Here is a 24,318-nt window from a genome sequence, read left to right as displayed (position 1 = left end):
TGCGACGACTGCTCGGGAATCGCATCACCCCTTCACGCACAGCACCTGACGCAACGTCGCGACGATATCGACCAGATCGGTCTGCGCGGCGATGATCTCGTCGATGTCCTTGTACGCGGCCGGGATCTCATCGACCACACCCGCATCCTTGCGCGATTCCACGCCCTCGGTCTGCGCGATCAGATCGGCGACGGTGAACTGCTTCTTCGCCGCATTCCGGCTCATCCGCCGACCCGCACCGTGCGATGCCGACTGGAACGAGGCCGGATTTCCCTTGCCGCGCACGACATATGAGCGCGTGCCCATCGAACCCGGAATCAACGCCAGATCGCCTGCGCCCGCCCGCACCGCACCCTTCCGGGTGACCAGCATCGGCACACCGTCGATCTCCTCCTCCGCAACATAGTTGTGGTGGCAAGAGATCGGGTCGTCGAAAAGCACCTCGCGCCCGGCGAATTCCGCGCGCACGGCACCGCAGACGAGCGACAGCATGACCGCGCGGTTGCGCGCGGCGTATTCCTGCGCCCAGGTCAGATCGCGCCGGTAGGCTTCCATTTCCGGTGTGCCGGAAAGGAATACGGCCAGATCGCGATCGGGTAGGTCCTGGTTGTGCGGGAGTGCGCGCGCGACCGTCATATGCCGCTCGGCGAGTTCCTTGCCGATATTGCGGCTACCGGAGTGCAGCAGGATCCACACCGAATCGTGCTCGTCCAGGCAGACTTCGATGAAGTGGTTGCCGCCGCCTAGCGAGCCGATCTGCTTGTGCGCCTTGGATTCCAGTGTCTGCACGCCCGGATTCAGCGAGCCGAACCCGGACCAGAAACGTGCCCAGCCACTGACATGCTTGGCCAGCTCGCCATGAGAGGCGGCGAACTGCGCGCCCAGCTTCGCAACGTCGACCGCATTCTTATGGGACTGGAACCCCACCGGCACCGCCGCCTCGATGCGCGAGCGCAGCGAATGCAGATTGTCCGGCAGGTCGGCCGCGGTGAGATCGGTCTTCACGCTCTCCATACCGCAGCCGATATCCACCCCGACGGCCGCGGGTGCCACGGCATCGCGCATGGCGATCACCGAGCCGACGGTCGCCCCCTTGCCGAGGTGCACGTCGGGCATGACGCGGACGCCGTGGACCCATGGCAGTTGCGCGATATTCCGCAGCTGCCGCAGCGCGGACTGCTCGATTTCGTGCTCGTTGGCCCACATGAGCGTCTGCGCCCTGGTGCCACGCAGCTCGACGGGAAACATGGGAAGCATCCTTTCCGATTTTGGTCTGTTCCCCATCAACGCTAGATTCCCGCAGGTCCATGCGCACTTCATTATCGATGGCCAGTTACCGGACGAGCACGCCGCGCGTCGCAACCGCTATCGTGCGGGGGGCGGAGATTTCGGCGAGCGAAAGCATGGTGAAACTACGGTGAGCATCCCTCAGGGTGGATGGGCGGGTCCACCGACGGAGTCGCGGTCCAGCAACCGCGCTGTCGTCATTCTGGTGGCGGTCGCCGCAGTGCTGTTCGTTGTCGTGGGCGTGGTCGGCGTTGTCGTGGTGCAGAAGAGCAACGTCATTTCGGGTGCCGCGACGGCAGCGGGCGCCGGTTCCGGGACGACCCCGGCGGGCGTGACCGCCACCGGTGCGGTCCGCGTCGGCGATTCGAATGCGAAGGTCGTCGTTCGCGTGGTCGCGGACCTGCAGTGCCCCGCATGTAAGCAATTCGAGAAACGCAACGCCAAGACGCTCGAAGACGCCGCCAAGAACGGCACGGCAATCATCGAGTACGACGTCATTTCGTTCTTGGACCGCGCCTCCAGCACCCAGTACTCCTCGCGCGCCGCGAATGCATCGTATTGTGTTGCCGGACAGGACCATTCGAAATATCAGGGCTGGTTCGCCGCGATGTTCGAACAGCAGCCTGCCGAGGGCGGCAGTGGCCTGCCCGACAGCAAACTCGTCGAGATCGCCAAGAATGCGGGCTACACCGACCCGTCGGTTGCCCAATGCATTACTGATCGCAAGTACGACACCTATCTCCGTGACAAGACCGAGCAGGTCCTCAACGGCGACGTCGACGCCACTCCGACCGTTTTCGTCAACGGTAAGAAACTCGACTCCAGCCAGCTGTCCAACGGACTCGACGCTGCCATCGCCGCCGCACGCTAGGGATAGGTGCGCACGGCGTTTCCACGGGCGATCGCGATGACGAGCCCTTCGGCATCAGCGAGGGTGATGGCGTCGTCGGCGATCCATTCGTCCAGCAGGCGACCGAGACCGCGCCGCCACAGCCGTGCGCCGAGGTAGTGCAGCTCGGGGAGTCCGTAGCCGTCGGAGGAGTAGAGCATCGACCGGAACGGCGCGAGTTCGAGCGCTTCGCCGAGTACCGCCGCGGCTCGTTGTCCCACGTAGGGGATTGTCAGGCCGAGGTCGAGGTGCACATGGTCGAAGGCGTGCGCGAGGTAGGCGGCATTGCGGTGGAAGGGCCAGCAGTGCAGCAGCATGACCGATAGTCCGGAGCCCGCGGTGGCGTGCAGGAAGTCGGTGAGCAGCAGCGGATCGGTGTGCTGGAGCCGCAGATCGGTGTCGCCGAATCCGGTGTGGAACTGCAGCGGCAGGCCGAATTCCGCGCCGATGCGAGCGCCGAGTCCGACCAGCCAGCCGAGCGTCGCCGGATCGGTGAGGCGCAGTTCGTGGATGATCGTCGATGGCAGGGTATCGGTGACGGGAAAGTTCAGACCGTAGCGGTAGGCCACGATTGTCTTGAGGCCGACGGCATTTCGGGCCCGACCGCGCAATGTGGTTTCGATGTCCTCGAAAGGCATTGTAGCGACGCTGACTTCGGCGATCACCTGTTCGGCTATCTGTTCGAGCCGGACGATCTCGCGCACCTCGCCAGGGGCCACCGCGGCGAATTCCGCTCGGCCACCACCGAATCCGGTATCGAGAAACCACCGCGTGGTGCCGGAGGCGCGCAGCAGTCGGGTGGTCGCTTCACGCCAACCGAGTTCGGCCCTGCGCGCGAGATATCGCTCCGGATCGGCATGCGGTTCGAGGTCGAGAACCGGTGCACACCAACGTCTTACCGCCAGACCGATCGCTGAATCGAAGGTGCCGCGTTCCCCTTCGCCGAGCAGTCGCTCGAAGCCCGGGCGGTCCAGATCCGCGGCGACGACGCCGTGACAATGGTGATCGGTCAGTGCGACACCATCGGTGAGCACGCTAGAACCGCCAGCGGGTCATCTCGATCACCTTGGCCGGGCTGATATCCCGATAGCGTTCGGCCTCGGCGCGGCGCACCGTGAGCAGCGCATCGTGCAGTTCGACGCCGAGTGGCTCGGCGAGCACCTTGGAGTCCGCGAGTGCATCGGCGGCCTCCATCGAACTGGTCGGCAACCGCCGCACCCCCGAGAGCATGAGCTGTTCGGCGTCGAATCCCATTGGATCGCCGGTGATTTCGGCGGGCAACCGCAGTTCTTCGGCAATACCGGCGAGTCCGGCGGCAATGACCGTGCCGACGATCAGATACGGATTACCGGTTGCGTCGAAACATTTGATCTCGGCATTGGCTGCCCATTCCTCGGTGCCCTGCACGCCGGTGATGAAGCGCAGCGCCGCCTCCCGCGTCTCCCGGCCCCAGCACTGCCAGACCCCGGCCCAGCGCGAGGGTTGCAGCCGGAGGAAACTCGCCGGATTGCCCGCGCCGATCGCGACCAATGCGGGCAGTTCCCGCAGCACACCGGCCAGGAACGCTTCGCCCGCGTGGCGCATCCCGTGCGGTCCCTCGCCCTGCGCCAAGAGTGGTCCTTGGTCGTCGTGCAGCGAAAAATGCAGGTGCGCACCGGAACCCGCACCGCTGTGCTCGATACACGGCGCGAGCAGCGCACGCCAACCGTATTGTGCGCTCACCTGCCGGATGGTGTGCCGCACCAGGATCGCGTCATCCGCGGCAGCGACCGGATCGTTGGGTGCGACCGACAATTCCAGCTGCGACAGCGCGTACTCCGGATGGAACTGATCGACGGCGACCTCCTGACGCTCCAGCGCCGCGATGAGATCACTGGCGTACTCGCCCACCTGACTCAATCGGATCAAGCTGTAGGCGGGTCCGAATACCGCTGGGACGAAATCGTTTTCGACATCCCCGCGCCCGACCGACCACTCTGTCTCGAATGCCATCGAAATCCGCAGCCCGGCGTTCTGCGCCGCCTGCGCCTGCCGGGTCGCGAAGGCGCGCTGACAGGCGACGAAGCGGGTGCCGTCCTGGGTGTACTTATCGGCGGGCGCCCAGGCCCACCCCGGCTGACAGGCGAGTTCGGTCAATCGCGACAGATCGGGAATCAGCCGCAGATCACCATCGGGTCCGCCGAGATAGCGCCCGACCGACATCAGATCATCGAAGGTGAACGTCTCGAAACAGGGCGACACTCCGATGCCGAATTTGGCGGCGTGTGCCAACCGCCCCTTCGGCACCGCCTTCACCCTGGTTATCCCCGCATTGTCCACAAAAGTCAGGGCAACCATATGGGCCTCGAGGTGCCCGATCAACGCATCGTGGGCACCCTCGGCCGGTATCCGATCCGGCATGGTGGGCATGAGTCCCAAGATAATCCGCCCTCGCCCGCTTCGGGACGGACTCGGCCCACCTCATCGCGGCCAGTTCGACGGCAGGCACGCTGCTCCGGTCGTCGCGGCTTATGATCGACCTGTCGGGACCAGCTGGTTTTCGCCTCGAGAGGTGAGTACATGAGTCGCTCGCGGTGCGGTCGGAGTGCCAGGCAGCCGCAAACGCGAATTTCCGGGAAGTCTGCGGCTGTGATCGGGTGAGCGGTCGGTGTCCGACGGCAAGGCCGAGGGGACGCAACGCGACCTGACTATCGGCATCGCAGCGGAACTGGCTGCGGCCGGGTTCGCCGATGCCCAAGAGATCGGCCGCGGCGCATTCGGCATCGTGTACCGGTGCACCGAGGCCGCACTCGATCGGGACGTGGCGGTCAAGGTTCTCGGATCCACGGTCGACGACGAGGACCGGACCCGCTTCCTGCGCGAACAACGAGCCCTGGGGAAGTTCTCGGCCCACCCGAACATCGTCCAGGTGCTGACGACCGACGTCACTCCGACCGGCCGGCCGTTCATCGTGATGCCCTTCCACCCCAGAGGCTCACTCGACGCGCGGATTCGCGCGGACGGACCGTTGCCGTGGCAGGAGGTGTTGGCCCTGGGCGTGAAGCTGGCGGGCGCGCTGGCGACCGCGCACGCCTGCGGTGTCATCCATCGCGACGTCAATCCCGCTAACGTGCTGATCAGCGACTACGGTGAACCGCAGCTGGCGGACTTCGGTATCGCGCGCGTCGGCGGCGCGTTCGAGACAGCGGCCGGGCTCGTCGCGGGGACCCCGGCCTACACGGCTCCGGAGGTGATACGCGGCGAACCTCCGTCGGTTCTCTCCGATATGTATGGGCTGGGCGCGACGCTGTTCACGGCTCTCACCGGCCACGCCGCGTTCGAGCGCCAGGCGGGCGAGTCGATGGTGGCGCAGTTCGTGCGCATCACCTCCGAACCCGTCCCCGACCTGCGATCCGCCGGCGTACCGGCAATGGTGTGCGCCATCCTGGAAGCCGCGATGGCCGCCGACCCCGCCGTCCGCCCTGCGAGTGCCCGGGACTTCGGCGAACGGTTGCGCACCGCGCAGTTCTCCTGCGGGCTGCCGGTGGACACGATGGCCGCCCCGGAACATGACGGATCCGTCGAAACCGTGTCGGTCGCGGGCGGTCGGCCGATCCCGTCGACAATGTCGGCCGCCGCAATCGCGTTGCCGCCGCAATCGGCCCCGAAGACCCGGTTCCGTCCACCGACGACGCTGCGCCGGCTGGTGAACCGCCCGCGGTTGCTGGAGACCTTACGGGAGGGACAGTCCAGGCGGCTGGTCCTCATTCATGGCCCGGCCGGTTTCGGCAAGAGCAGCCTGGCCGCACAGTGGGCGCACGCGCTCGACGTGGACGGCGTCCGGGCGGCCTGGTTGGCGATCGCGGAGGACGACAACAATGTCGTGTGGTTCCTGAGCCACTTGGTGGAGGCGATTCGCCAGGTTCGTCCCACGCTGGCGATCGAGCTGACACAGATTCTCGAGGAGCATTCCGCCGCCGCGGCGAAGCAGGTGATGACGGCCCTGATCAACGAGATCCATGACAGTGCGGAGCCCGTTGCCGTCGTAATCGACGATTGGCACCAGGTGACCAGTCCGGCGACCCTCGCCGCGATGGAGTTCCTGCTCGACAACGGCGGCGACTACCTGCGATTGATCGTCACCAGCCGCACTCGCACCGGTCTTCCGTTGGGGCGCATGAGCGTTCAGGACGAACTGGTGGAAATCGACGAGACCGCACTGCGCTTCGATTCCGGGGAAGCGACCGACTTCCTGGTCGGTGCGAAGAGATTGCACCTTTCCGACGCCGACGTCAACCGGCTGCGCGAGTCGACGGAGGGCTGGGTGGCAGCTCTGCAACTCGCCTCACTGTCATTGCGCGGCAAGGAGGATCCCGGCGGCTACCTGGACCAGATCACGGGGCAGCACTACGCCATCGGCGAATACCTGATGGAAAACGTCGTCGCCGAGCTCGAACCGACGATGCTCGAGTTCGTCATGCGGACCGCCGTCACCGACACCATCTGTGGAGATCTCGCCGAGGCACTGACCGGAGTGCGGTCCGGGCAGGAACAGCTCGAGGAGGTCCGGCGCCGAGACCTGTTCCTGCGCAGCGTCGATGACGAGCTGCGGTGGTTCCGGTATCACGCGCTCTTCGCGGACTTCTTGCGCCGCAGACTGATCCAGCAGCACCCCGGTTTGCTCGAACAGCTCCATCTGATCGCGTCGACCTGGTTCGCCGAGCACGAAATGCTCACCGAAGCCGTGGATCACGCACTCGCGGCCGGCGCGGCCGAGCGGGCGAAACTACTGGTGCAAGAACACGCCGACACGCTCATCGAAGATTCCCGTATGGCAACCTTCCTAGGCCTGGTTAAGAAGCTGCCCGCCGCGATCACGGTTGCCGATGCGCAACTGCAGCTGTCGGTGGCCTGGGCCAACATCTCGCTGCAGCGCCCCGCCGCCACCCGGACCGCGCTGGATCGCGTGGACGCGGCACTGGCAACCGCCGCACCGGACGATCCCGGGACCGCGGATCTGCGCATCCAGGCCGATGTGACGCGAGCCGCGGAATACCTTGTGACGGATCGGTTCAAGGATTTCCCGGATGCCGCCGAGGCATGGCTGCAGCAGCCGGTACGACCGTTCTTCGCCAGCGTCGCGGCCACCACCGCGGAAGCGGCCGCCTTCTATCGTTTCGACTTCGCCGAGGCCCGCCGCTGGCACGTATGGGCCGAGCCCTACCGGACGCGCATCAACGGCCCGGCCGGCGTGGTCTATGGCACCTGCATCGCGGGCCAAGCCGCCGCCGAAGAACTCGACATCGCCGGCGCCGAGGCACTGTTCCGCTCCGCGCTCACCCGCGCCCGGAATACCGGCAGCCAATCCCACGCGACCCGGATGGCCAGCGGGCTGCTCGGTGAGTTGCTCTATCAGAAAGGGCAATACACCGAAGCCGCCGAGTTGCTGACTTCCGACCCCGGCGTCGCGGTCGGCGCCATGGAATTCCTGGTCGCCACCTACGGGACCGGTGCCAGGCTGGTGGCAATGCGCGGCGATCTCGATGCCGCACGGAGGCGGTTGGACGAGGGGCAAATGGTCGCGGAACATATCGCCCTGCCACGGCTGACCGCGCGCATCGTGAACGAGCGGGTACGACTGGGTCTGCCGATCACCGACGCAGACCGGCACACGCTCGAGCGCCTGCCCGCGTATCAGCGGCAACCGAACCACCCGCTCGCGATCACCGCCGAACTCACCCACGAGTCGGCCATTCGTCTCGTACTCGCCCAACAGTCACCGGCCGCCGCCGAACGCTGCGTCGCCGCCGCCGAACAGATCCTCGCCGAAATCCGTACCCAACCGCGCCCCCGCGCTCTTTTACAGGCTCAATTGCTATACGGCGGTTGCCTTTCCGCCGCCGGACGAACCGACCAGGCGATCGCTTGCCTGACTCCGGCACTTTCCCGCTGCGCCGAACTCGGTCTCCTCCGAGTGGCCATGGACAGCGCCCCCGCGCTCGGACCGGTTGTGGAAGCCCTGCTCGCCGCCCCGGACGCACCCGACCGGCCACCCCGGCCTTTCCTGCGACAAATCCTGAACGAGATCGACGGAATCTGATCGTGTCTCACGGCCGAAATGCGAAGCCCCTGAGGCCGAGACAGGCCGCAGAGGCGCAGACGACGTACCGTCTGTAACGGTGGCGTCAAAATGCGCTGATACCAACATTTTTCGCGCGCTATGGTGTCAAATTTCAACTGCATCAACGGTGTAGATGGCCGATGCCATGAGTCAGGAGAGCGCGCGTGCCCCGTGAGATAGATTCCGCTGTCTTCCCGCACCTGGATGCGGACCTAGACCGTGTCCGTGACGTTCTCGGGCCGGTACAGTTTCGCGGCCGCCCCGAGCTGACCGCACTCACCGAGGAGGGGCCGGACACGTCTCGTCGGCTGGTGCGTCCGACGTTGACGTTGCTGTCGTACTACCTGCTCGCCGATCCCGCGAACCCGGCCGATGACCGGGCGGTGCGCGCCGCCGCCGGGGTGGAGTTGCTACATCTGGGGTCGCTGTATCACGACGATGTCATCGATCACGCCGACCAGCGCCGTGGGCGCCCGAGCACCAACGCGGTGTGGGGTTCGCACATGGCCGTCCTGGCTGGGGACTGCGTGACGACCTCGGGCACGCGCATGCTGGTCGAACTCGGCCATCGCGAGGTTGCCGCGGCGGTGATCGTGAGTGAGCAGATGTGCGCGGGCATGGTGCTCGAGGCAGCCGATGAGTATGTGGCCTCTCGCAGTGAGCAGTCCTATCTGGAGTCGATCGGCGGTAAGACCGCGGCGTTGTTGTCGTTGGCGTGCCGGATGGGCGCGATGCAGGCTGGCTGTTCAGACGAGCATGTAGAAGCGTTGGCCGAGTTCGGTCGATATTTCGGGCTCGCATACCAATTGTGTGATGACATTCTCGATTTGACCTCGACCGCCGAAGAAATGGGTAAGCCGGTCAACACGGATCTGTTCGAGGGCATCTACACGTTGCCCGTGATCCGTGCGGCTGTTCGCGACCAACGTCTTGCCCGCCTGCTGGGGCGGCGAATGACGCGCGAAGACGCCGCGCGCGCCCGTGAGCTCGTGATCGCCTCGGGTGCCGTGGACGAGGCACAGGCGGTCGCCGAGAAATTCATCGAGCAGGCTCAGGATCAGCTTGCCTGTCTGCCCGTCGACCCTCGTGTTCGCCACGTGATGACCGGCTATACCCGGTCGGTTCTCGATCGGCGAAGTTCCCGCCCGGTCGTTTCGGGGCCCTCGACACAGCCTTCCGAGGCCGGTGGCGAGTCGGTCTCGCCGCAGGCGATGTCATGGCTGAGGAACTGGATGGCCGATACTGGCCTTGTCTCCTCTCCGGCCGAGTTCGACCACAATCACAGGTGGTCAGGAGTGTTCCGGCTGCCGACGCAACACTTCTTGGCCCCGGCGGACGCGGATCATGAACAGCTCTTCGCCGCCATGACCGCGTTGCTTGCTGTGTGGGATGACCTGTTCGATGATCCGCAGTTGAGGGATCCAGCAGCTGTCACCGCGCTGCGGCATGGTCTGGTGGCTGTGCTGCGTCAGGATCCGCAGGAACCAGGCAGGCCCGGCGCGATCGCGACGGCATGGGCGAGTCTGTGGCCGCGCCTGCGCAAGGGGCGCACCGTCGAGTGGCAGGAGCGGTTCCTCTACAGCGTTGAGGCGTGGTTCGAAGCCTGCGAACGCGAAGCGCACCATCGCATCAACCGCTACGTCCCCACCATCGCCGACTGGCTGCCGCTGCGGAACTCGACCGGTGGGTTCGACATCGCTGCCGCCATTATGGAGGTGCACCAGGACTGGGAAGTGCCGTCGACGCTGCGGACCCACCCTGTGTTCCGCCGTCTCGAAGAACTTCTCTCCTGGGTGGTTTTGGCGGAGAACGATCTGGTGTCATTCGATCGGGACGAGGTCGACCATATCCCCTACAACCTCGTCAGGGCCATCCAGCAGGAAACCGGGTGCACCCGTGGTGAAGCCATCGAGCAGGTGCAGCGTCAGCTGACCGAGAAACGCGCTCGGATCGACGTCGTGATCCGCTACCTCCCCGCTCTCCTGCGCGTACTTCCCGGTCTCTCCGGCCGAAGGAAGGAGTACATGTCGCTCTACGAGAACATCAGGGATGTCGCGTTCACGGCGCGTCACGCCGACCGGTACATGCAGAGCTCGGATTCCGCCGCGCCGGACTTGGAACGCTTGCGCCGTGAGGTGTACTACCCCGCCGCCAATTCGGCTCGTGCCGCGAATTAGTGATCCCGGCAGGGCTTTTCGACGTTGCTTGGTAGCATCCGGACGGATACCGGGCCACTGCATCTGCGGCAGGCAAGGAGCGATGATGGAAGTGCAGAACGTCCACCACTCATACGGCAGGCGGTCGGTGCTGCGTGGTATCGACATCGTGCTGCCCGCGGGGACGTTGGTGGGCATCGTCGGTGAGAACGGGGTAGGGAAGTCGACACTGTTGAAGGTCCTTTCCGGAGGGCTGCGACCGGACCGGGGAACGATCCGGCACCGTGGGCGGTTCGGGTACTGCCCGCAGCAGGTAGTGCTGAACGACGCCTTTACGGTTCGTCAGCACCTCGACTTCTTCGCTGCGGCTTATGCCGTTCCGGATCTGCGGCGGGCCGAGGAGACCATGGAGATCCTCCGGTTCTCCGAGTACATCGGTGAGCGGGTCGCGACGCTGAGCGGCGGCACCCGGCAGAAGCTCAACCTGACGTTGGCGGTGATGCACGACCCGCAGGTTCTGCTGCTCGACGAGCCATATCAGGGATTCGATTGGGAAACGTATTTGCGTTTCTGGGATCTGGTCACAGAGTTCCGTGACAGCGGTCGGTCGGTTCTGGTCGTCTCGCATCTGGCCCACGACACGGACAAGCTGGATCAGGTGTGGCGGTTGCACGAGGGGGTCCTCCAAGACAGACAAGAGAAGGCTTGATGCGCAACGGTTTTCGACTATTTCTGATCGCCACGCGCTTCGGCCTCATCGAGCACGCACGTAACCGGTTCGCCATGGTGTTGGTGGCCGCCTTCGTCCCCATATTGATCACCCTTGTGCGCGTGGCCGTCACCGGCATCGAGGTACCGTTCCGGCTCCGGGATACCGGTCTCGTGTTGCGCGCCAACGGCAATGAGCTCGCCCAGATCAGCGTTGCCCTGATGGCGGTCTCACTGATCATCGGATTCATGATGTTCGCGGCGACTTTCAGCAGTGGCGCATTCGATCGGCGATTATCGATGGCCGGGTATCCCCGGGCCGCGCTTGGGCTGGCGAAGATTGCCTGCCTGGTGGTGGCCTCCGTGGTTGTCTGCACGTATGCCACCGCGATCATCTGCTGCTACTGGCCGCCTCGGCAGCCTGTCCTACTCGGCGCGGCCCTTTTCGGCGCGGCGATGACATACGGGGCGCTGGGTGTCGCCCTCGGCGCGCTGCTGCGCCGGGAGGTGGAGGGCATGTTCGCCATCGCGATGATCAGCTGCGTGGACATGGCCGTGCAGAACCCCATCGCCAGCGCCGGTGCGGACAGCGATCTGGTGCGCTGGCTGCCCTCGTACGGGGCGATGCAGGCTTCGACCGCGGCCGGTTTCTCCGACACCACGCCATTCGTGGGCTTCGGCGTGCAACTGGCCTGGTTCGCCGCGAGCGCCCTCGTCGGGCTGGTCGCTTTCCATCTGCGGACCCGCTCGGCTCTGGGACCCACGATGCTGATCAGGGTCCCCCGGCAGCCAGCCGAGCACTGACCGTGTTCCCGCGCAGGCACCTCACGGTGGATCGCGCGGGAACATCCCGCTCGGCGCGGCGGCGGAGGGCTCAGGAGGCGGTGCGAACCGGGTCGGCAGCCGGGTAGTAGTAGACCTCACGACGCAAGCGTTCCAAGTCCGGCTCCGGCCCCGCCGAAGCGGAGGTTTGCGTGTGCCGATCGCTTTGCGGCACCGATAGCGCCATGTTCGTCACGCTTTCGTAGATCCCCGCGTACTTCTTCCTCAGACCGGACAGGCCGGGAAGGATGCGCAACAGCACAGGGATGTAGCGGATCACCGCGTCGAGCTGGGCACGGTGCTCCGTCAGCTGACGCTGCACCTGCTCGACGGCTTCACTGCGGCTGCAGCCGGTCTCGTGACGGATGGCCCGGACCAGGTTGTAGGGGACTTGGTCGGCCTCGTCCTGATCGACTCCCACCAGGTCGTTCTCCACGAAGGCCACAAAGAAGGCGAGTTCCTCGAGACGGCGGAAGACGGGGTGGCTGCGCAGTGTCGGCGGCAGTTCGTGGTCGTGGTACACCTCCAATAAGGCGATGGCGACGTCGAACCCACTAGTCGATCTCCGCAGCGGCAGATAGTCGGCTGTCGGGGGGATGTAGCCGCTGAGGCGATGGTGCGTTTCACGTTCGGCGGCTTCGTACCATTCCTCGAGGTTGTCGAGGAACTGTTCTTGCCAGCGGGCGCTGCGGCCCGCACGCAGGCGCGGCCATAAACTCGCCCAGGCCGTCGGGAGCGCGCCGGTCCGCCACGGTTTCTCCGGGTCCTGGCGCAGTGTTGCCACCAAGCCGCGCCTCAGGGCGGTGATGGCTTCCGGATCCCTCAGCTGCGGATCCTCGAACAGGTCGTCCCACAGAAGACAGAGCATGCCCAGGCCGACCGCGGTCTGTTCACGGGCTGCGTCCGTTGGAGCAACGGCTGGGGTCACGGCTGCCAGGAGCCCGAAGGCTCCTGCCCACCGGCGGTGGTTCAACTCGGCCTCGGAGGTGGCAAGGCCGGTGTCCACCAACCAATTCCGCACCCATGACATGACCTGCGGCGGGAACTCCTTACGGCGGCCCCGGGGTCCCTGCGTCGAGGGTCCGGAAACCGCGGGCAGCGGAGTTCGCCGGTCGAGTATGGACCGGGCGTAAGTGGTCATCGCGTGGGTCGCGCGCGGGTCGACAGCCAACCCGGCGAGCTGTCCGGCGGCCTGGTCGATGAATTCGTCAGCCACCGCTTGTGCTTCCTCCACGGCGCCGGAGGCGATGACGAGCTCACGGGCACGGGCGGCTTCCTCCCCCGTCATTCCGGCACGCAGCAGTCGGGCAAGGGCTCGGTCACGGGTCGCCGCGCGGATCACGGGCAGGGTGTAGATGCCTTCGGGTAGATCCGTGTTGACGGGTTTGCCCATCTCTTCGGCAGTCGAGGTCAAATCGAGGATGTCATCACGCAGCTGGTAGGCCAGCCCGAGATATCGGCCGAATCGGGCCAGTGCCTCTACTTGATCGTCGGGTCGGCCGACCGCCATCGCGCCCACCCGGCAGGCCAGCGAGAGCAGCGCCGCGGTCTTGCCGTCGCTCGCGTCCAGGTAGGACTCCTCACTGCGGGAGGCCACATACTGGTCGGCGGCCTCGATCACCATGCCCGCGCACATCTGCTCACCTGTGCTCGCCCCCGCGAGGGCTTCCCGTCCGCCGAGTTCGGCCAGCATGCGCATGCCCGCGAATAGCGCGGAGTCCCCACCAAGCACCGCGAGATGCGACCCCCACACCGCGTTGGCGCTGGGGCGGCGGCGACGCTCATAGGCGTGATCGACGACGTCGTCGTGGTAGAGCGAGCCCAGGTGCAGCAACTCGACGGCAGCTGCGGCGCGCACCACGCGATCGTCGGCCGGGGTCGTGGGATCGGTGAGCAAGTAGTACGACAGCAGGGTCAAAGTGGGACGAACCAGACGGCGAGAGGTGTCCGGCCCCTCGTCTGTGAGTGCGTTCAGTTCAGGCCTGCCCTCCAGTCGGACAGGGCCGAGAACCTCACGGACGCGGTCCAAGTCCGCATCCAGATATGGGAAGACAGCCGAATCGATTTCACGTGGCACGAGGGCACTCCTGACTGGTTACATCGGTCATCCGCAACACCATTGCTCAGTGGAATTGGACACCAACTACGCGCGGAACATGTTGGTATCGACCAATTTTGGTGCCGAAATAACGTGAGCGATGTCGGTTGCGAGCGCGCGTCCGGCAGCGGTGCCGGGCCTGAAATGGCAACGACCCCAGTCCATTACGTGTCGGACTGGGGTCGTTGACCGTGGTCGCTTTGGGAAACTGTCACGTGGTGGGCGGGGTGAACCCACCGTCTTGCACGCCCGCGGTGAACGCAATCCAGTTGCCGGGGAGGCAAATGCCGAGAAGGCCTCTCCAACAGTGTGTTCTGGTGGGTGTACTGAAATGGGAACGGCCTCAGTGCATTACGTGGGGGCTGAGGCCGTTGAACTGGGTGCGGGGGCTGTTATGTGGTGGGGTGGGTGAAGTCGCCGTTCTGTACGTCTGATGCGAAGGCATCCCATTCGCTGGGGGTGAAGACCAGTGCTGGGCCGGTCGGATTCTTCGAGTCCCGGATGCCGACTCTGTCTCCGTCGAGCCAGGCCACCTCGACGCATTGGGCGCTGCCTTCGCTGTAGCTGCTCTTGAACCAGTTCACCCCGGATAGGTCAACGCTCACGACGCTCGTGCTCCTTCGCTATCTGCCGCAACAGGTTTCTGCTTTCCACCTCACCCAGACATGCGTCCTGGATGGCCGTAGCAAGCTCACTATAGAACCGTACGTCAGCGGGCTTCTCGAGATAGACATCCTGTGCTGCGCCGCCGTCGATGAATACCACTGGAGGCTCGACTGGTTCCCCTTTGGTGGTGCGCTCGAACTCCAGGATGATGAACGAACTGTAGGGCGTCCCCCAGGTCAAGCCCGCGCTGTAGGGATGTATCCGCAGCGTGATGTTGGGCTGCTTGGACATTTCGGCGAGGTGCTTCAGCTGCGCGGCCATGATGCTCGGATTACCGATCACTCGGTGAAGCACTGACTCGTGCAGCATCACGTGCAACTGGATCGGGTTCGTCTTGCGCTTGATGAGAGCTTGCCGTTTCATCCGGTGCTCCACGCGCCGGTTGACGTCCTCGGGACTGGTGAATTTGGGGAACGCACCGATGATTGCGCGCGCGTACTCGGCCGTCTGGAGCAGACCAGGGACGTGTTGCTCGTGGTAGGTCGTGAGTCGGCGTGATGCGGCTTCAAGCCCGACATACATGCTGAACGCGGTGCTGAACAGGCCACCGTATACGTGATACCAACTCTTGGCTCGGGCTTGGGTCGCGAGATCGACTGCGGCGCGCGTGTCTTCGCGCCCGACGTCGTACACCTCGCACAGCGCCTGCACATCCTGCCGCTGGACCTTCTGAATCTGTCCGGTCTCGATGCGCTGCAGTACGGCTCGCGATAGGTCGACCAATTTGGCGGCTTCGGCGATGGTGAATCCGGTTGCTTCGCGACGGTCGCGAAGAAATCGTCCGAGCTGGCGGCGCGGCAGGGTCGACGATGGGCCATCCTCTTCGGTGCTGGTCACGGGGTCTCCTGGAATCGAGTCATGTCGGATCGGAAACTGAGCCTGTTTTCATCGCGGAACCGAGTCATGTTCTGGCGCTTTGGAGCAATCGCAATCGAGTTCTCATTTCTGCTGGCCGCGAGCAGTTGCTGATGCTGTGCTGTGGGCGGCGCTCGAGATGAGAACTGATGAGGCAGGAGACCCGCTCGGCCGCCACCCACCATAATCCATCGACCGAAGGGGCGGAGCGATGATGAACAAGCAAGTGGCAGAACGAGATACCGGGCGATTCGACACGCCGAAAGCTGTCGGATTCGTGCGCGGTGACGTGTCCGGACTCGCCGCACCCCGGCATGCGAGCGCGGTGATGCGGCACGCCGGGCTACTGGGCTATCAATACGTGTATACGATTCGGCCGCCGCAGGACACCGCCGATCCGATCGGGTACGCCCTCGGCATTGCGGCCGGGCTGGGTGTGGCCGCGATCGTGGTCTACGACCTGGCGCAGGTCGATGATCAACCGGCACGGGTCTGTGAAATCTTCGATCTCGAAACCATCTGTCCCGCAACCACATGGGCCAGGGTCGCGCACCCGACCGTTGAGACGGGAGCGGCCTGATGGGGGAGGACACGATCCTGGCGCCGCCGAGTGTTTGCGGGTATGCCGATATCGAGTTGGCGCACGAGCAGATGCGCGAGCACCACGCCTGCCGGATCGGCCGGTGTGTGTGGAAAGCGGCGGCGTATTACACGCTGGTCGATGCGGGTCGCCTTGCGCCGCAGTCGTTGACGCCGCGTGAGCGCGCTGCCGCGAGGGGGCTCGAATTCCCACCGCTCGACAGCCAGGTGCACGCGGGTGGTGGACCGACGTTGCGAACCCTGCGTGAGGTGCTGGACAAACTCAACGCACTAGCGCTCCCCGGCGCGGACGGTGGTGGCCGCAGGTAACCGGTCCGGGATGAGCGAGCATCGCACCGAGGTGGACGGCTGGCAGGCGATCTGGCGGATCGAAAAGTGCTGCATTCGAATGATGTTGGTGCACAAGCTGTCTGAACGAGAGCCGCTGATTTCGATGTCGAGCGTCGCCGCCGCGCCGGATCTGGTGCAGGTCCGTGAGCGGTTCCCGGACCTGGCGCGGTTGTGGGACGCGGTTCGGCACGAATATTGGGTCGAATCCCTTGGCCCGGGGAGCAACGGCGCACGATCCGACTGACCGGCATCGGTCACGTGGATGGCCCGCAGGGGTATAGCCGGAATCGGCTGCTGAATGCCGAAGATCTTATGCCGCAGCGTATCCGGTGAATTCCTGCGCGGTCGCCGTGACCATGCGGCCACCCATTGCCTTCACCGACGTGCGAAAGTTTGGCCTACCACTGGCCGGTAACGGCATCGACCAAGCGGTCGAACCGTCCCCGGCGTCGATCGCGTGCACAGTGGTGCCGTCGGTCAGGATGAGGTGGCTTGCGTCGGTTATGCCGTCGAAGCGGGAGTAGCGGGAGGCATTCGAGAACGGCGTCGGCTGCTGCCAGATTTGGTGTCCGTCAGTGAGATCGAGCCCGGCAAGTTGCAACCCATCGGGCGATCCGACGATCACCGTGTCACCCACTACTCCTTCGATCGCGCTGTTGCGTCCGGCGTACTCATCGATGCCGATCTGCGCATTGGTCCAAAGGATTCGGCCTGTCGTTCGCTCGTAGGCACTTTCGCCGGTGAGAATCGGCGGCGGCGTCGCGGTCGCGGTCGGGTACCAGTCGAAAACGAAGCTGGGGTTGCTGACCTCGGTAATCGTGCGGCCATTGCGATCGAGAAGCGTAACCCGCCCCGCGCTCCCGCTGCGTTCGATCAGCTGCGCGGCGACAATGCCGCCTTCGAAGGCGTAGGCGACGGGGCCGGTGAACAGCAACTCGCCGGTTCGCAGATCGTAGACGCGAACGTCATGGTCGTGCCCGTCCCGGAAGTAGTCCTGCGTGATCCTGGGCCTGACCGGGTCGCCGGGAACGGGCGTCGGATACGTCCGCCGCCAGGTGGCGTCGATAGCGGAAGCGGTCCCTCGCGTGACGACGGCGGTCATCCAGTCCGCGGTTCGGCCAACTACCGAAACCACGCCGTCGCGCACCGCCACGTCCATGACCTCGAAGTCCGTCGTATGGTCCGCGAGTACCGCGCCCGTGGCGGCTTCGATGATCAACACCCGATTCGTGCCGTGGCAGGTGATCTTTCCGTCGAATACCTGCTCACGGCAGCCGAGGAGTTCGCCGACATCGGTCGTCCATCGCACCTGGCCGCTGGCCGGATCGATGCCATGCATCCGCACCGGTCCGACGGTCAGTCCAGCATTTTCGCCTGGCCCGGGCCCGCCGGGCACCGCGGTCGCCGCGACGATCATCGTCCCGGCGTCCATCGGTGCGCCGTAACCGTAATAGCGATCCAGCGTCTGCGGCGCGGCCAGCAAAACCGCACCGGGCGCGTCGGACAAGTCGGCAGCGCGAAATGTCCACTGTGGCACCGGAGTGGAGTCGAGCCGGTGCGAAATCCTGAATCGGCCGCCAGTCGCGGATACCTCGGGTGGCTGCACAGGCGATCGGTTCACCCAGACGACCGCGGTGGTACCCGCCACGACGGCCACGACCAGCACGGTGATGCAGATCCGCCACTGATCGGCGAGCCATCTTGCCGCCTTGTTCACCCAGGGGTCTCCTTCATGTATCTAACGGGACCAGACACCGGTCGGTCCGATACGCAAGATATCGGCTTGTCAAGGCTGAGAACTCGGACCGGACCGAGTCGATGTGCCGGTTTATTCTGCCGCGCAGCGTGTTTCAGCGGAAACCACCTGCCGACCGGCCTTTCAGAGCCTCCGGTGCGACCTGCTGTCCGAATGGCACGAAGCTGGGAACTAGTGCCGCGTCCAGCTAGCTTCTGAGGTAATCGAGGTCCGTCGAGCGCAGTCATATGGCGGTGCCGCGAGGCGTGTCGTGCCGCGTTTCGACTGCGCTCGGCGAGTGAGCCGGACCGGATAGCGCGGCAACCTATCTGGACGGGGGACTGGCAGCGGCTGCAAGAACAGTTGCTGAGCGAACTCGGTGCCGGGCAGTTGGATGTCGAACGTGCTGGTCGAATCCGCGCGCTCGCGGGAATGGGTGCTGAGGCCACTTCGCCCGGTCAGTAGGCTGTCACCTATGACGGTAGGGACGACGACCGGCCAGGATATCCGCGAAGCGGTGCACGATGCCGCGCGCAAGGCTCGGGTGGCTTCGCGCACGCTCGCACAGTTGACCACGGCGCAGAAGAACGAGGCGCTGCATGCGGCGGCTGATGCGTTGCTCGCGGCGGCCGATACCGTGCTCGCCGCCAATGCCGAGGACATCGCGACGGCGCAGGCGGCGGGGACCGAGGAGTCGCTGCTGGACCGGCTGCGCCTGACCAAGGCCCGCATCGATGGCATCGCGTCCGGACTGCGCCAGGTGGCCGGGCTGCCTGATCCGGTCGGTGTGGTCGTGCGCGGGTCGACGCTGCCGAACGGACTGGAGATCCGTCAGGTCCGGGTTCCGCTCGGCGTGGTTGGCATGGTCTACGAGGCCCGCCCGAATGTCACCGTCGACGCCTTCGGGCTCGCGCTCAAGTCCGGCAATGCGGCGCTGCTGCGCGGTTCCTCCTCGGCCGCGCACTCCAATGCCGCACTCGTCACTGTGCTGCGGGAAGCCCTTGCCGCACTGGATATTCCGGCTGATGCGGTACAGCTGCTGCCCAGCCACGATCGCTCCAGCGTGACCCATCTGATCCAGGCGCGCGGCCTGGTCGACGTGGTCATCCCGCGCGGCGGGGCGGGGCTGATCAACGCTGTGGTCCGCGACGCCAAGGTGCCAACCATCGAGACCGGCACCGGCAACTGCCACGTCTACGTGCACGAAGCCGCCGATCTGGAGATGGCCGAGCAGATCCTGATCAATGCCAAGACCCGCCGTCCCAGCGTGTGCAATGCCGCCGAGACGGTGCTCATCGATGACGCGATCGCCACCACCGCCGTGCCCCGGCTGATCGAGGCGCTGGAACGTCATGGCGTCACCGTGCACGGCGACCTGCCCGGACTGGTGCCCGCCAACGATCAGGACTGGGGCGAGGAGTACCTCACCCTCGATATCGCCCTCAAGGTCGTCAAGGATCTCGACGAGGCCGTCGAGCACATCAATACCTGGGGCACCGGCCACACCGAGGCCATCGTCACCGCTGAGCTGGCCGCGGCCCGCGAATTCACCAACCGTGTCGATGCCGCCGCCGTCATGGTGAACGCCTCCACCGCCTTCACCGACGGTGAGCAGTTCGGCTTCGGCGCGGAGATCGGCATCTCCACCCAGAAGCTGCACGCCCGCGGCCCGATGGCGCTGCCGGAACTGACCTCGACCAAGTGGATCGTCTGGGGCGACGGCCAGATCCGGCCGGTCTAGATTTCGTTCGGTGTAAGAACCGCCGAGCGCTTGCTTCGGGTACTCCCGTAGCGTTAGGGGTGGGAATGAATGGAAGGACGCTACGTGGGTACCGAAAGCGCAGTGCAGGAGCCGATCTTCACCTCGGTCGACGATGTGATCGAGCGGCTGGCCACGACGGGGTACCTGGCCGATAAGGCGACGGCGACGTCGGTATTCCTGGCCGATCGGCTCGGTAAGCCGCTGCTGATCGAGGGTCCGGCCGGTGTCGGCAAGACCGAACTGGCCAGGGCGGTCGCGCAGACCGCGGATGCGGAACTGGTGCGTCTGCAGTGCTACGAGGGCGTCGACGAGGCCCGCGCGCTGTACGAGTGGAATCACGCCAAGCAGATTCTGCGAATCCAGGCGTCCAGCGAGAACGACTGGGAAGAGACCAAGGCCGACGTCTTCACCGAGGAATTCCTGCTCTCGCGCCCGCTGTTGACCGCGATCCGTCGCGCCGATCCGACCGTGCTGCTCATCGATGAAACCGATAAGGCCGATGTCGAGATCGAGGGTCTGCTGCTCGAGGTGCTCAGCGATTTCGCGGTCACCGTTCCCGAACTCGGCACGATTACCGCCAGCCGCAAGCCGTTCGTGGTGCTGACCTCCAACGCGACGCGCGAACTGTCCGAAGCGCTCAAGCGCCGCTGCCTTTACCTGCACCTGGACTTCCCGGACGAGGAACTCGAGCGCCGCATCCTGGCCAGCCGTGTTCCGGAGCTGTCCGCCTCGGTCGCCGCCCAGTTGGTTCGGATCGTGCACGTGCTGCGCGGGATGCAACTGAAGAAGCTGCCGAGCGTCGCGGAATCGATCGACTGGGGACGCACCCTGCTCGCGCTGGGCCTGCAGGACCTCGATGAAACCACCGTGCGCGCCACCCTCGGTGTCGTGCTCAAGCACCAGGCCGACCACCAGCGCGCGCTGGCCGAGCTGAAGCTGGCCTGAGCCATGGCGGCCGGATCGCAGCCCACACTCGAAGCGCCGCACGGGATTTCGGGACACCTCGTCGGTTTCGTCGAGGCTTTGCGGGCGCACGGCATCCCGGTCGGTCCCTCGGAGACGGTGGACGCGGGTCGTGTGGTGTCGGTGCTTGATCTGATAGACCGCGAGGTCGTGCGCGAGGGTCTGGCCTGCTCGCTACTGCGCCGCACCACCCATCGCAGTACTTTCGACGGCCTGTTCGACCTGTGGTTCCCCGCGGCCCTCGGCGCGCGTAGCAGCACCACGGATGATCTCGACGTTCCGCGCACGCCGTCCGGGGAGATCGATATTGCCGCGCTGCGCGGACTGCTCGCGGACCTGCTGACCAGGGAGGATTCGACGCAGCAGCAGGAAATGATCGCCGCACAGCTGGTCGAACAGCTCGGCCAGTACGAATCTTCGCGCGGCCCCTCCTTCTCCGCGTACCGGACGCTGCGCGAGGTCCAGCCGGAAACTCTGCTGGCCAGGATTCTGCAGGGTCTGGCCGCCGGACCGGATACCAGCGAATTCGATACCGAGATCGCCCGCCGCATCGGCCGGCAGCGGATCGCCGGATTCCGCGCCATCGTGGAGGCGGAAACGCACCGGCGGGTGGCGGAGAATATCGGCAAGGAGCGCGTCGCGAACTATGCCGTCGCTCGCCAAGTCGAGGATGTCGATTTCCTGCGTGCCTCCGAAACCGAGCTGGCGGAGATGCGGCGCAGCACCCAGCGACTGGCCCGAATTCTGGCGTCCCGACTTGCGGTGCGGCGCAGGCATTCTCGCCGCGGTGAGATCGATCTGCGCAAGACGCTGCGTAAATCCATGTCGACCGGCGGCGTGCCCATCGACCTGGTGAATCGCAAACCGCGACCGGGTCGACCCGAGTTGGTGCTGCTCTGCGATGTGTCCGGGTCGGTGGCCGGATTCAGTAACTTCACTCTCTTGCTGGTCAATTCGCTGCGCGAACAGTTCTCCCGGGTGCGGATATTCGCCTTTGTGGACCGGACCGATGAGGTGACCCGGTTCTTCGATCCGCACACTCAGCTGGACCAGTCCATGGCCCGCATTTTCACCGAGGGCAAGGTGGTCGGCCTGGACGGGCACTCCGACTACGGCCATGCGCTGTCGACCTTCGTCGAGCAGTGGCCCGATGCGGTGACCTCGCGCAGCTCGCTGCTGATTCTCGGCGATGCCCGCACCAATTACCGTGATCCGGATCTGAATACGCTGCGCGGGCTGGTGCGCACCGCCAAGCACGCGCATTGGCTCAATCCGGAGAAGGAAAGCAACTGGGGCACCGGCGATTCCGCCGCCGACAGGTATCGCGAAGTGATCGAGATGCACGAGTGCCGCTCGGCCAAACAATTGACCACGGTGGTGTCCCGGCTGCTGCCGGTGTGACGCGATTGTGACCGAACTCATTATCGGTCCCCGTTAACACCATCAGCATTCGTTAAGGGAACTATTGGCGCTGCGCACCAGGATTCGGTCCATGGTGAACAACGCGCCGGCCGGGTCTGGCCGCAGCGGTGGTGGGGATTATTCGTTCCAGGTCGATCTGCGCGGAATCGTCGATCTGCTCTCGCACCACTTGTATTCGAGTCCCCGGGTCTACATCCGTGAGCTACTGCAGAACGCGGTCGATGCCGTCACCGCGCGCAGGCAGCGCGATGCGTTGGCGCCCACCGCGATTCGACTGGTCGTCGACGAATCGGGACTGCGGATAACCGATCACGGCATCGGTCTCACCGAGGCGGACGTGCACCGCTTCCTCGCCACCATCGGGCATTCGTCCAAGCGTGACGATATCGAGGGTGCGCGCCGAGAGTTCCTCGGGCAGTTCGGTATCGGGCTGCTGGCGTGCTTCACCGTGGCCGAGACGATCCGCGTGGTCACTCGCTCGGCCATCGACCCGGATGCTCCGCCCGTGGAATGGCTGGCCGCCGCCGACGGCACCTACTCGCTGCGTCTGCTCGATCCGGCAGGTCAGCAAGAGCCGGGCACCACGGTGCATCTCACGCCGCGAGCCGGTGCGCAGGCGTGGTTCACACCGGGGCGGGTGCTGGATCTGGTTCGCGATTACGGTTCGCTGCTGCCCTACGAGGTGACGGTCGAGGCGAATGGTGCCGGACTGCGTGCGACCGACGGTTCGCCGGTGTGGCGGCGGGCCTTTGCATCCCCGGCCCAGCGGCGTGCGGCGCTGTTCGAGTACGGCGAGCGCGTCCTCGGGTTCACCCCGCTGGATGTGATCGATCTCGATGCCGAATCGGCGGGGGTCAGTGGGGTCGCCTTCGTGTTGTCGCAGCCGGGCAATCCCGCCGAAAGCAGTGCGCATCGGGTGTATCTGAAGGGCATGCTACTCGGTGACGCGGTGCGCGGACTGCTGCCGGACTGGGCCTTCTTCGTGCGCTGTGTCATCGATACCGACAGCCTGCGTCCGACCGCCTCGCGTGAGGGACTGTACGAAGACGAACGCCTCGCCATCGTCCGCGACAGCCTCGGCGACCGAATCCACGACTGGCTCACCGAAATCGCCGCCGAACAGCCCGAGCGGCTCGCCGCATTTCTGTCCGTGCACGCGCTCGGTGTCAAGGCGATGGCGCGGCATTCGCCGGACATGCTGCGGATCATGCTGCCGCACTTGCTGTTCGAGACAACCGACGGCCGGGTTCCGCTGACCGAATTCGCGCGCAACCATCCGACCGTGCGGGTGACGGCGACGGTGGAGGAATTCCGTCAAGTGGCCGCCACCGCGGCCGCGCAAGGCATCGGCGTCGTCAACGGCGGCTATACCTACGATGCGGAACTCGTCGCGCTGCTGCCGACGATCCTGCCCGGTGTCACGGTGACCGAGCTGAACGCGGCCGCGGTTACGGCCGCCCTCGACCTGGTGGATCCGGCCGAGGAACTGTTGTTGGCTCCGGTGCTCGCCGCGGCGCGCACCGCACTGGATCCGCTGTCCTGCGATGTGATTCTGCGTGCGTTCCATCCGGTTTCGGTTCCCGCGCTGCATCTGGACAGTCGGGGTGCGCGTAATGAACGAGCACGGGTCGAGACCACGGTCGGCGCGGATGAGCTCTGGACCGAAATCCTCGGCGCGCTGGAGGCGAGCGCACCCCGTGCTCAACTGGTGTTGAACCACAACAGCCCGGTGGTCCGACGCTTGAGCCGGATCGACGACCCGGCCTTCCTGCGGACCGCGGTCGAATCGCTCTACGGCCAAGCGTTATTGATGACGCACCGGCCGTTGCGACCGGCCGATACCGCGCTGCTCAATCGCGCTTTCGGCGAATTCCTCAGCTGGGCGACGCGGCGTGCAGCGGGCGAGACCGCGGAGGAGGCCTGAA

At 65.5% G+C, this 24,318-nt stretch carries 19 protein-coding genes; 12 read left to right on the top strand and 7 right to left on the bottom strand.

What is annotated here, in order from left to right:
• Positions 1 to 24: 24 nt before the first annotated feature.
• Positions 25 to 1,248: an RtcB family protein gene (locus ACFYOW_RS23105; RefSeq protein WP_387291017.1), complete on the bottom strand. Its 1,224-nt coding sequence runs from the start codon at positions 1,246 to 1,248 to the stop codon at positions 25 to 27.
• Between the two features lie 169 nt (positions 1,249 to 1,417).
• Between ACFYOW_RS23105 and ACFYOW_RS23100 the strand changes: the two genes are divergently transcribed.
• Positions 1,418 to 2,158, top strand: coding sequence for a DsbA family protein (locus ACFYOW_RS23100; protein WP_387291015.1), 741 nt, complete (start codon positions 1,418 to 1,420; stop codon positions 2,156 to 2,158).
• On the opposite strand, the gene ACFYOW_RS23095 is transcribed toward ACFYOW_RS23100, so the two are convergent.
• Positions 2,155 to 3,210, bottom strand: coding sequence for an amidohydrolase family protein (locus ACFYOW_RS23095; protein ID WP_387291013.1), 1,056 nt, complete (start codon positions 3,208 to 3,210; stop codon positions 2,155 to 2,157). The genes ACFYOW_RS23100 and ACFYOW_RS23095 overlap by 4 nt on opposite strands.
• A 1-nt stretch (position 3,211) precedes the next feature.
• Entirely contained in the window at positions 3,212 to 4,585 is a 1,374-nt protein-coding gene (locus ACFYOW_RS23090; protein WP_387291012.1) for a glutamine synthetase, read from the bottom strand.
• 238 nt (positions 4,586 to 4,823) lie between these two features.
• Between ACFYOW_RS23090 and ACFYOW_RS23085 the strand changes: the two genes are divergently transcribed.
• The 4 genes from ACFYOW_RS23085 (at position 4,824) to ACFYOW_RS23070 (ending at position 11,944) form a co-directional block, all read left to right on the top strand.
• Positions 4,824 to 8,255 carry a protein kinase gene (locus tag ACFYOW_RS23085; protein WP_387291010.1) on the top strand — a complete coding sequence of 1,144 codons (3,432 nt, stop codon included), beginning with the start codon at positions 4,824 to 4,826 and terminating at the stop codon, positions 8,253 to 8,255.
• A gap of 185 nt (positions 8,256 to 8,440) precedes the next feature.
• Positions 8,441 to 10,453 (top strand): polyprenyl synthetase family protein, encoded by a 2,013-nt coding sequence (locus tag ACFYOW_RS23080; protein WP_387291008.1) that lies wholly within the window; start codon positions 8,441 to 8,443, stop codon positions 10,451 to 10,453.
• Between the two features lie 82 nt (positions 10,454 to 10,535).
• Positions 10,536 to 11,141, top strand: a complete 606-nt coding sequence (locus ACFYOW_RS23075; protein ID WP_387291006.1) for an ABC transporter ATP-binding protein — start codon at positions 10,536 to 10,538, stop codon at positions 11,139 to 11,141.
• Positions 11,141 to 11,944 (top strand): hypothetical protein, encoded by an 804-nt coding sequence (locus ACFYOW_RS23070; protein WP_387291004.1) that lies wholly within the window; start codon positions 11,141 to 11,143, stop codon positions 11,942 to 11,944. Before ACFYOW_RS23075 ends, ACFYOW_RS23070 begins: the two co-directional genes overlap by 1 nt.
• 70 nt (positions 11,945 to 12,014) lie before the next feature.
• Here ACFYOW_RS23070 and ACFYOW_RS23065 read toward each other — a convergent pair whose 3' ends face one another.
• The 3 genes from ACFYOW_RS23065 to ACFYOW_RS23055 form a co-directional block, all read right to left on the bottom strand.
• Entirely contained in the window at positions 12,015 to 14,039 is a 2,025-nt protein-coding gene (locus ACFYOW_RS23065; protein ID WP_387291002.1) for a polyprenyl synthetase family protein, read from the bottom strand.
• A 413-nt stretch (positions 14,040 to 14,452) separates the two neighbouring features.
• The gene (locus ACFYOW_RS23060) at positions 14,453 to 14,665 is read right to left on the bottom strand and encodes a DUF397 domain-containing protein (RefSeq protein WP_387291000.1); all 213 of its coding nucleotides are present in this window, start codon (positions 14,663 to 14,665) and stop codon (positions 14,453 to 14,455) included.
• A complete protein-coding gene (locus ACFYOW_RS23055) occupies positions 14,655 to 15,563 on the bottom strand; it encodes a helix-turn-helix domain-containing protein (protein ID WP_387290998.1) in 909 nt (302 codons plus the stop codon). The genes ACFYOW_RS23060 and ACFYOW_RS23055 overlap by 11 nt, the downstream gene beginning before the upstream one ends.
• A 229-nt stretch (positions 15,564 to 15,792) precedes the next feature.
• Between ACFYOW_RS23055 and ACFYOW_RS23050 the strand changes: the two genes are divergently transcribed.
• The 3 genes from ACFYOW_RS23050 to ACFYOW_RS23040 are packed head-to-tail and all read left to right on the top strand — an operon-like array spanning position 15,793 to position 16,755.
• The gene (locus ACFYOW_RS23050; RefSeq protein WP_387290996.1) at positions 15,793 to 16,161 is read left to right on the top strand and encodes a hypothetical protein; all 369 of its coding nucleotides are present in this window, start codon (positions 15,793 to 15,795) and stop codon (positions 16,159 to 16,161) included.
• Positions 16,161 to 16,490 carry a hypothetical protein gene (locus ACFYOW_RS23045; RefSeq protein WP_387290994.1) on the top strand — a complete coding sequence of 110 codons (330 nt, stop codon included), beginning with the start codon at positions 16,161 to 16,163 and terminating at the stop codon, positions 16,488 to 16,490. Before ACFYOW_RS23050 ends, ACFYOW_RS23045 begins: the two co-directional genes overlap by 1 nt.
• A 10-nt stretch (positions 16,491 to 16,500) precedes the next feature.
• Complete coding sequence (locus ACFYOW_RS23040; protein ID WP_387290991.1) at positions 16,501 to 16,755, top strand: hypothetical protein; 255 nt, start codon at positions 16,501 to 16,503, stop codon at positions 16,753 to 16,755.
• Between the two features lie 66 nt (positions 16,756 to 16,821).
• Here ACFYOW_RS23040 and ACFYOW_RS23035 read toward each other — a convergent pair whose 3' ends face one another.
• Positions 16,822 to 18,228, bottom strand: coding sequence for a PQQ-binding-like beta-propeller repeat protein (locus ACFYOW_RS23035; RefSeq protein WP_387290989.1), 1,407 nt, complete (start codon positions 18,226 to 18,228; stop codon positions 16,822 to 16,824).
• Between the two features lie 493 nt (positions 18,229 to 18,721).
• On the opposite strand from ACFYOW_RS23035, the gene ACFYOW_RS23030 reads away from it, so the two are divergent.
• From ACFYOW_RS23030 to ACFYOW_RS23015, 4 genes are all read left to right on the top strand, one after another.
• A complete protein-coding gene (locus ACFYOW_RS23030; protein WP_387290987.1) occupies positions 18,722 to 19,987 on the top strand; it encodes a glutamate-5-semialdehyde dehydrogenase in 1,266 nt (421 codons plus the stop codon).
• 84 nt (positions 19,988 to 20,071) lie between these two features.
• On the top strand, positions 20,072 to 20,953 hold the full coding sequence (locus tag ACFYOW_RS23025; RefSeq protein ID WP_245721298.1) for a MoxR family ATPase: 882 nt from the start codon (positions 20,072 to 20,074) through the stop codon (positions 20,951 to 20,953).
• A gap of 3 nt (positions 20,954 to 20,956) precedes the next feature.
• Complete coding sequence (locus tag ACFYOW_RS23020; protein WP_387290985.1) at positions 20,957 to 22,372, top strand: VWA domain-containing protein; 1,416 nt, start codon at positions 20,957 to 20,959, stop codon at positions 22,370 to 22,372.
• A gap of 91 nt (positions 22,373 to 22,463) precedes the next feature.
• Entirely contained in the window at positions 22,464 to 24,317 is a 1,854-nt protein-coding gene (locus ACFYOW_RS23015) for an HSP90 family protein (protein WP_387290983.1), read from the top strand.
• Position 24,318 lies beyond the last annotated feature (1 nt).

Source organism: Nocardia sp. NPDC006982, from assembly GCF_042869435.1.
In the GTDB taxonomy this organism is placed as follows: domain Bacteria; phylum Actinomycetota; class Actinomycetes; order Mycobacteriales; family Mycobacteriaceae; genus Nocardia.
Note: the sequence above shows the minus strand (reverse complement) of the source record. Positions and strands in the feature narration are given on the sequence as shown.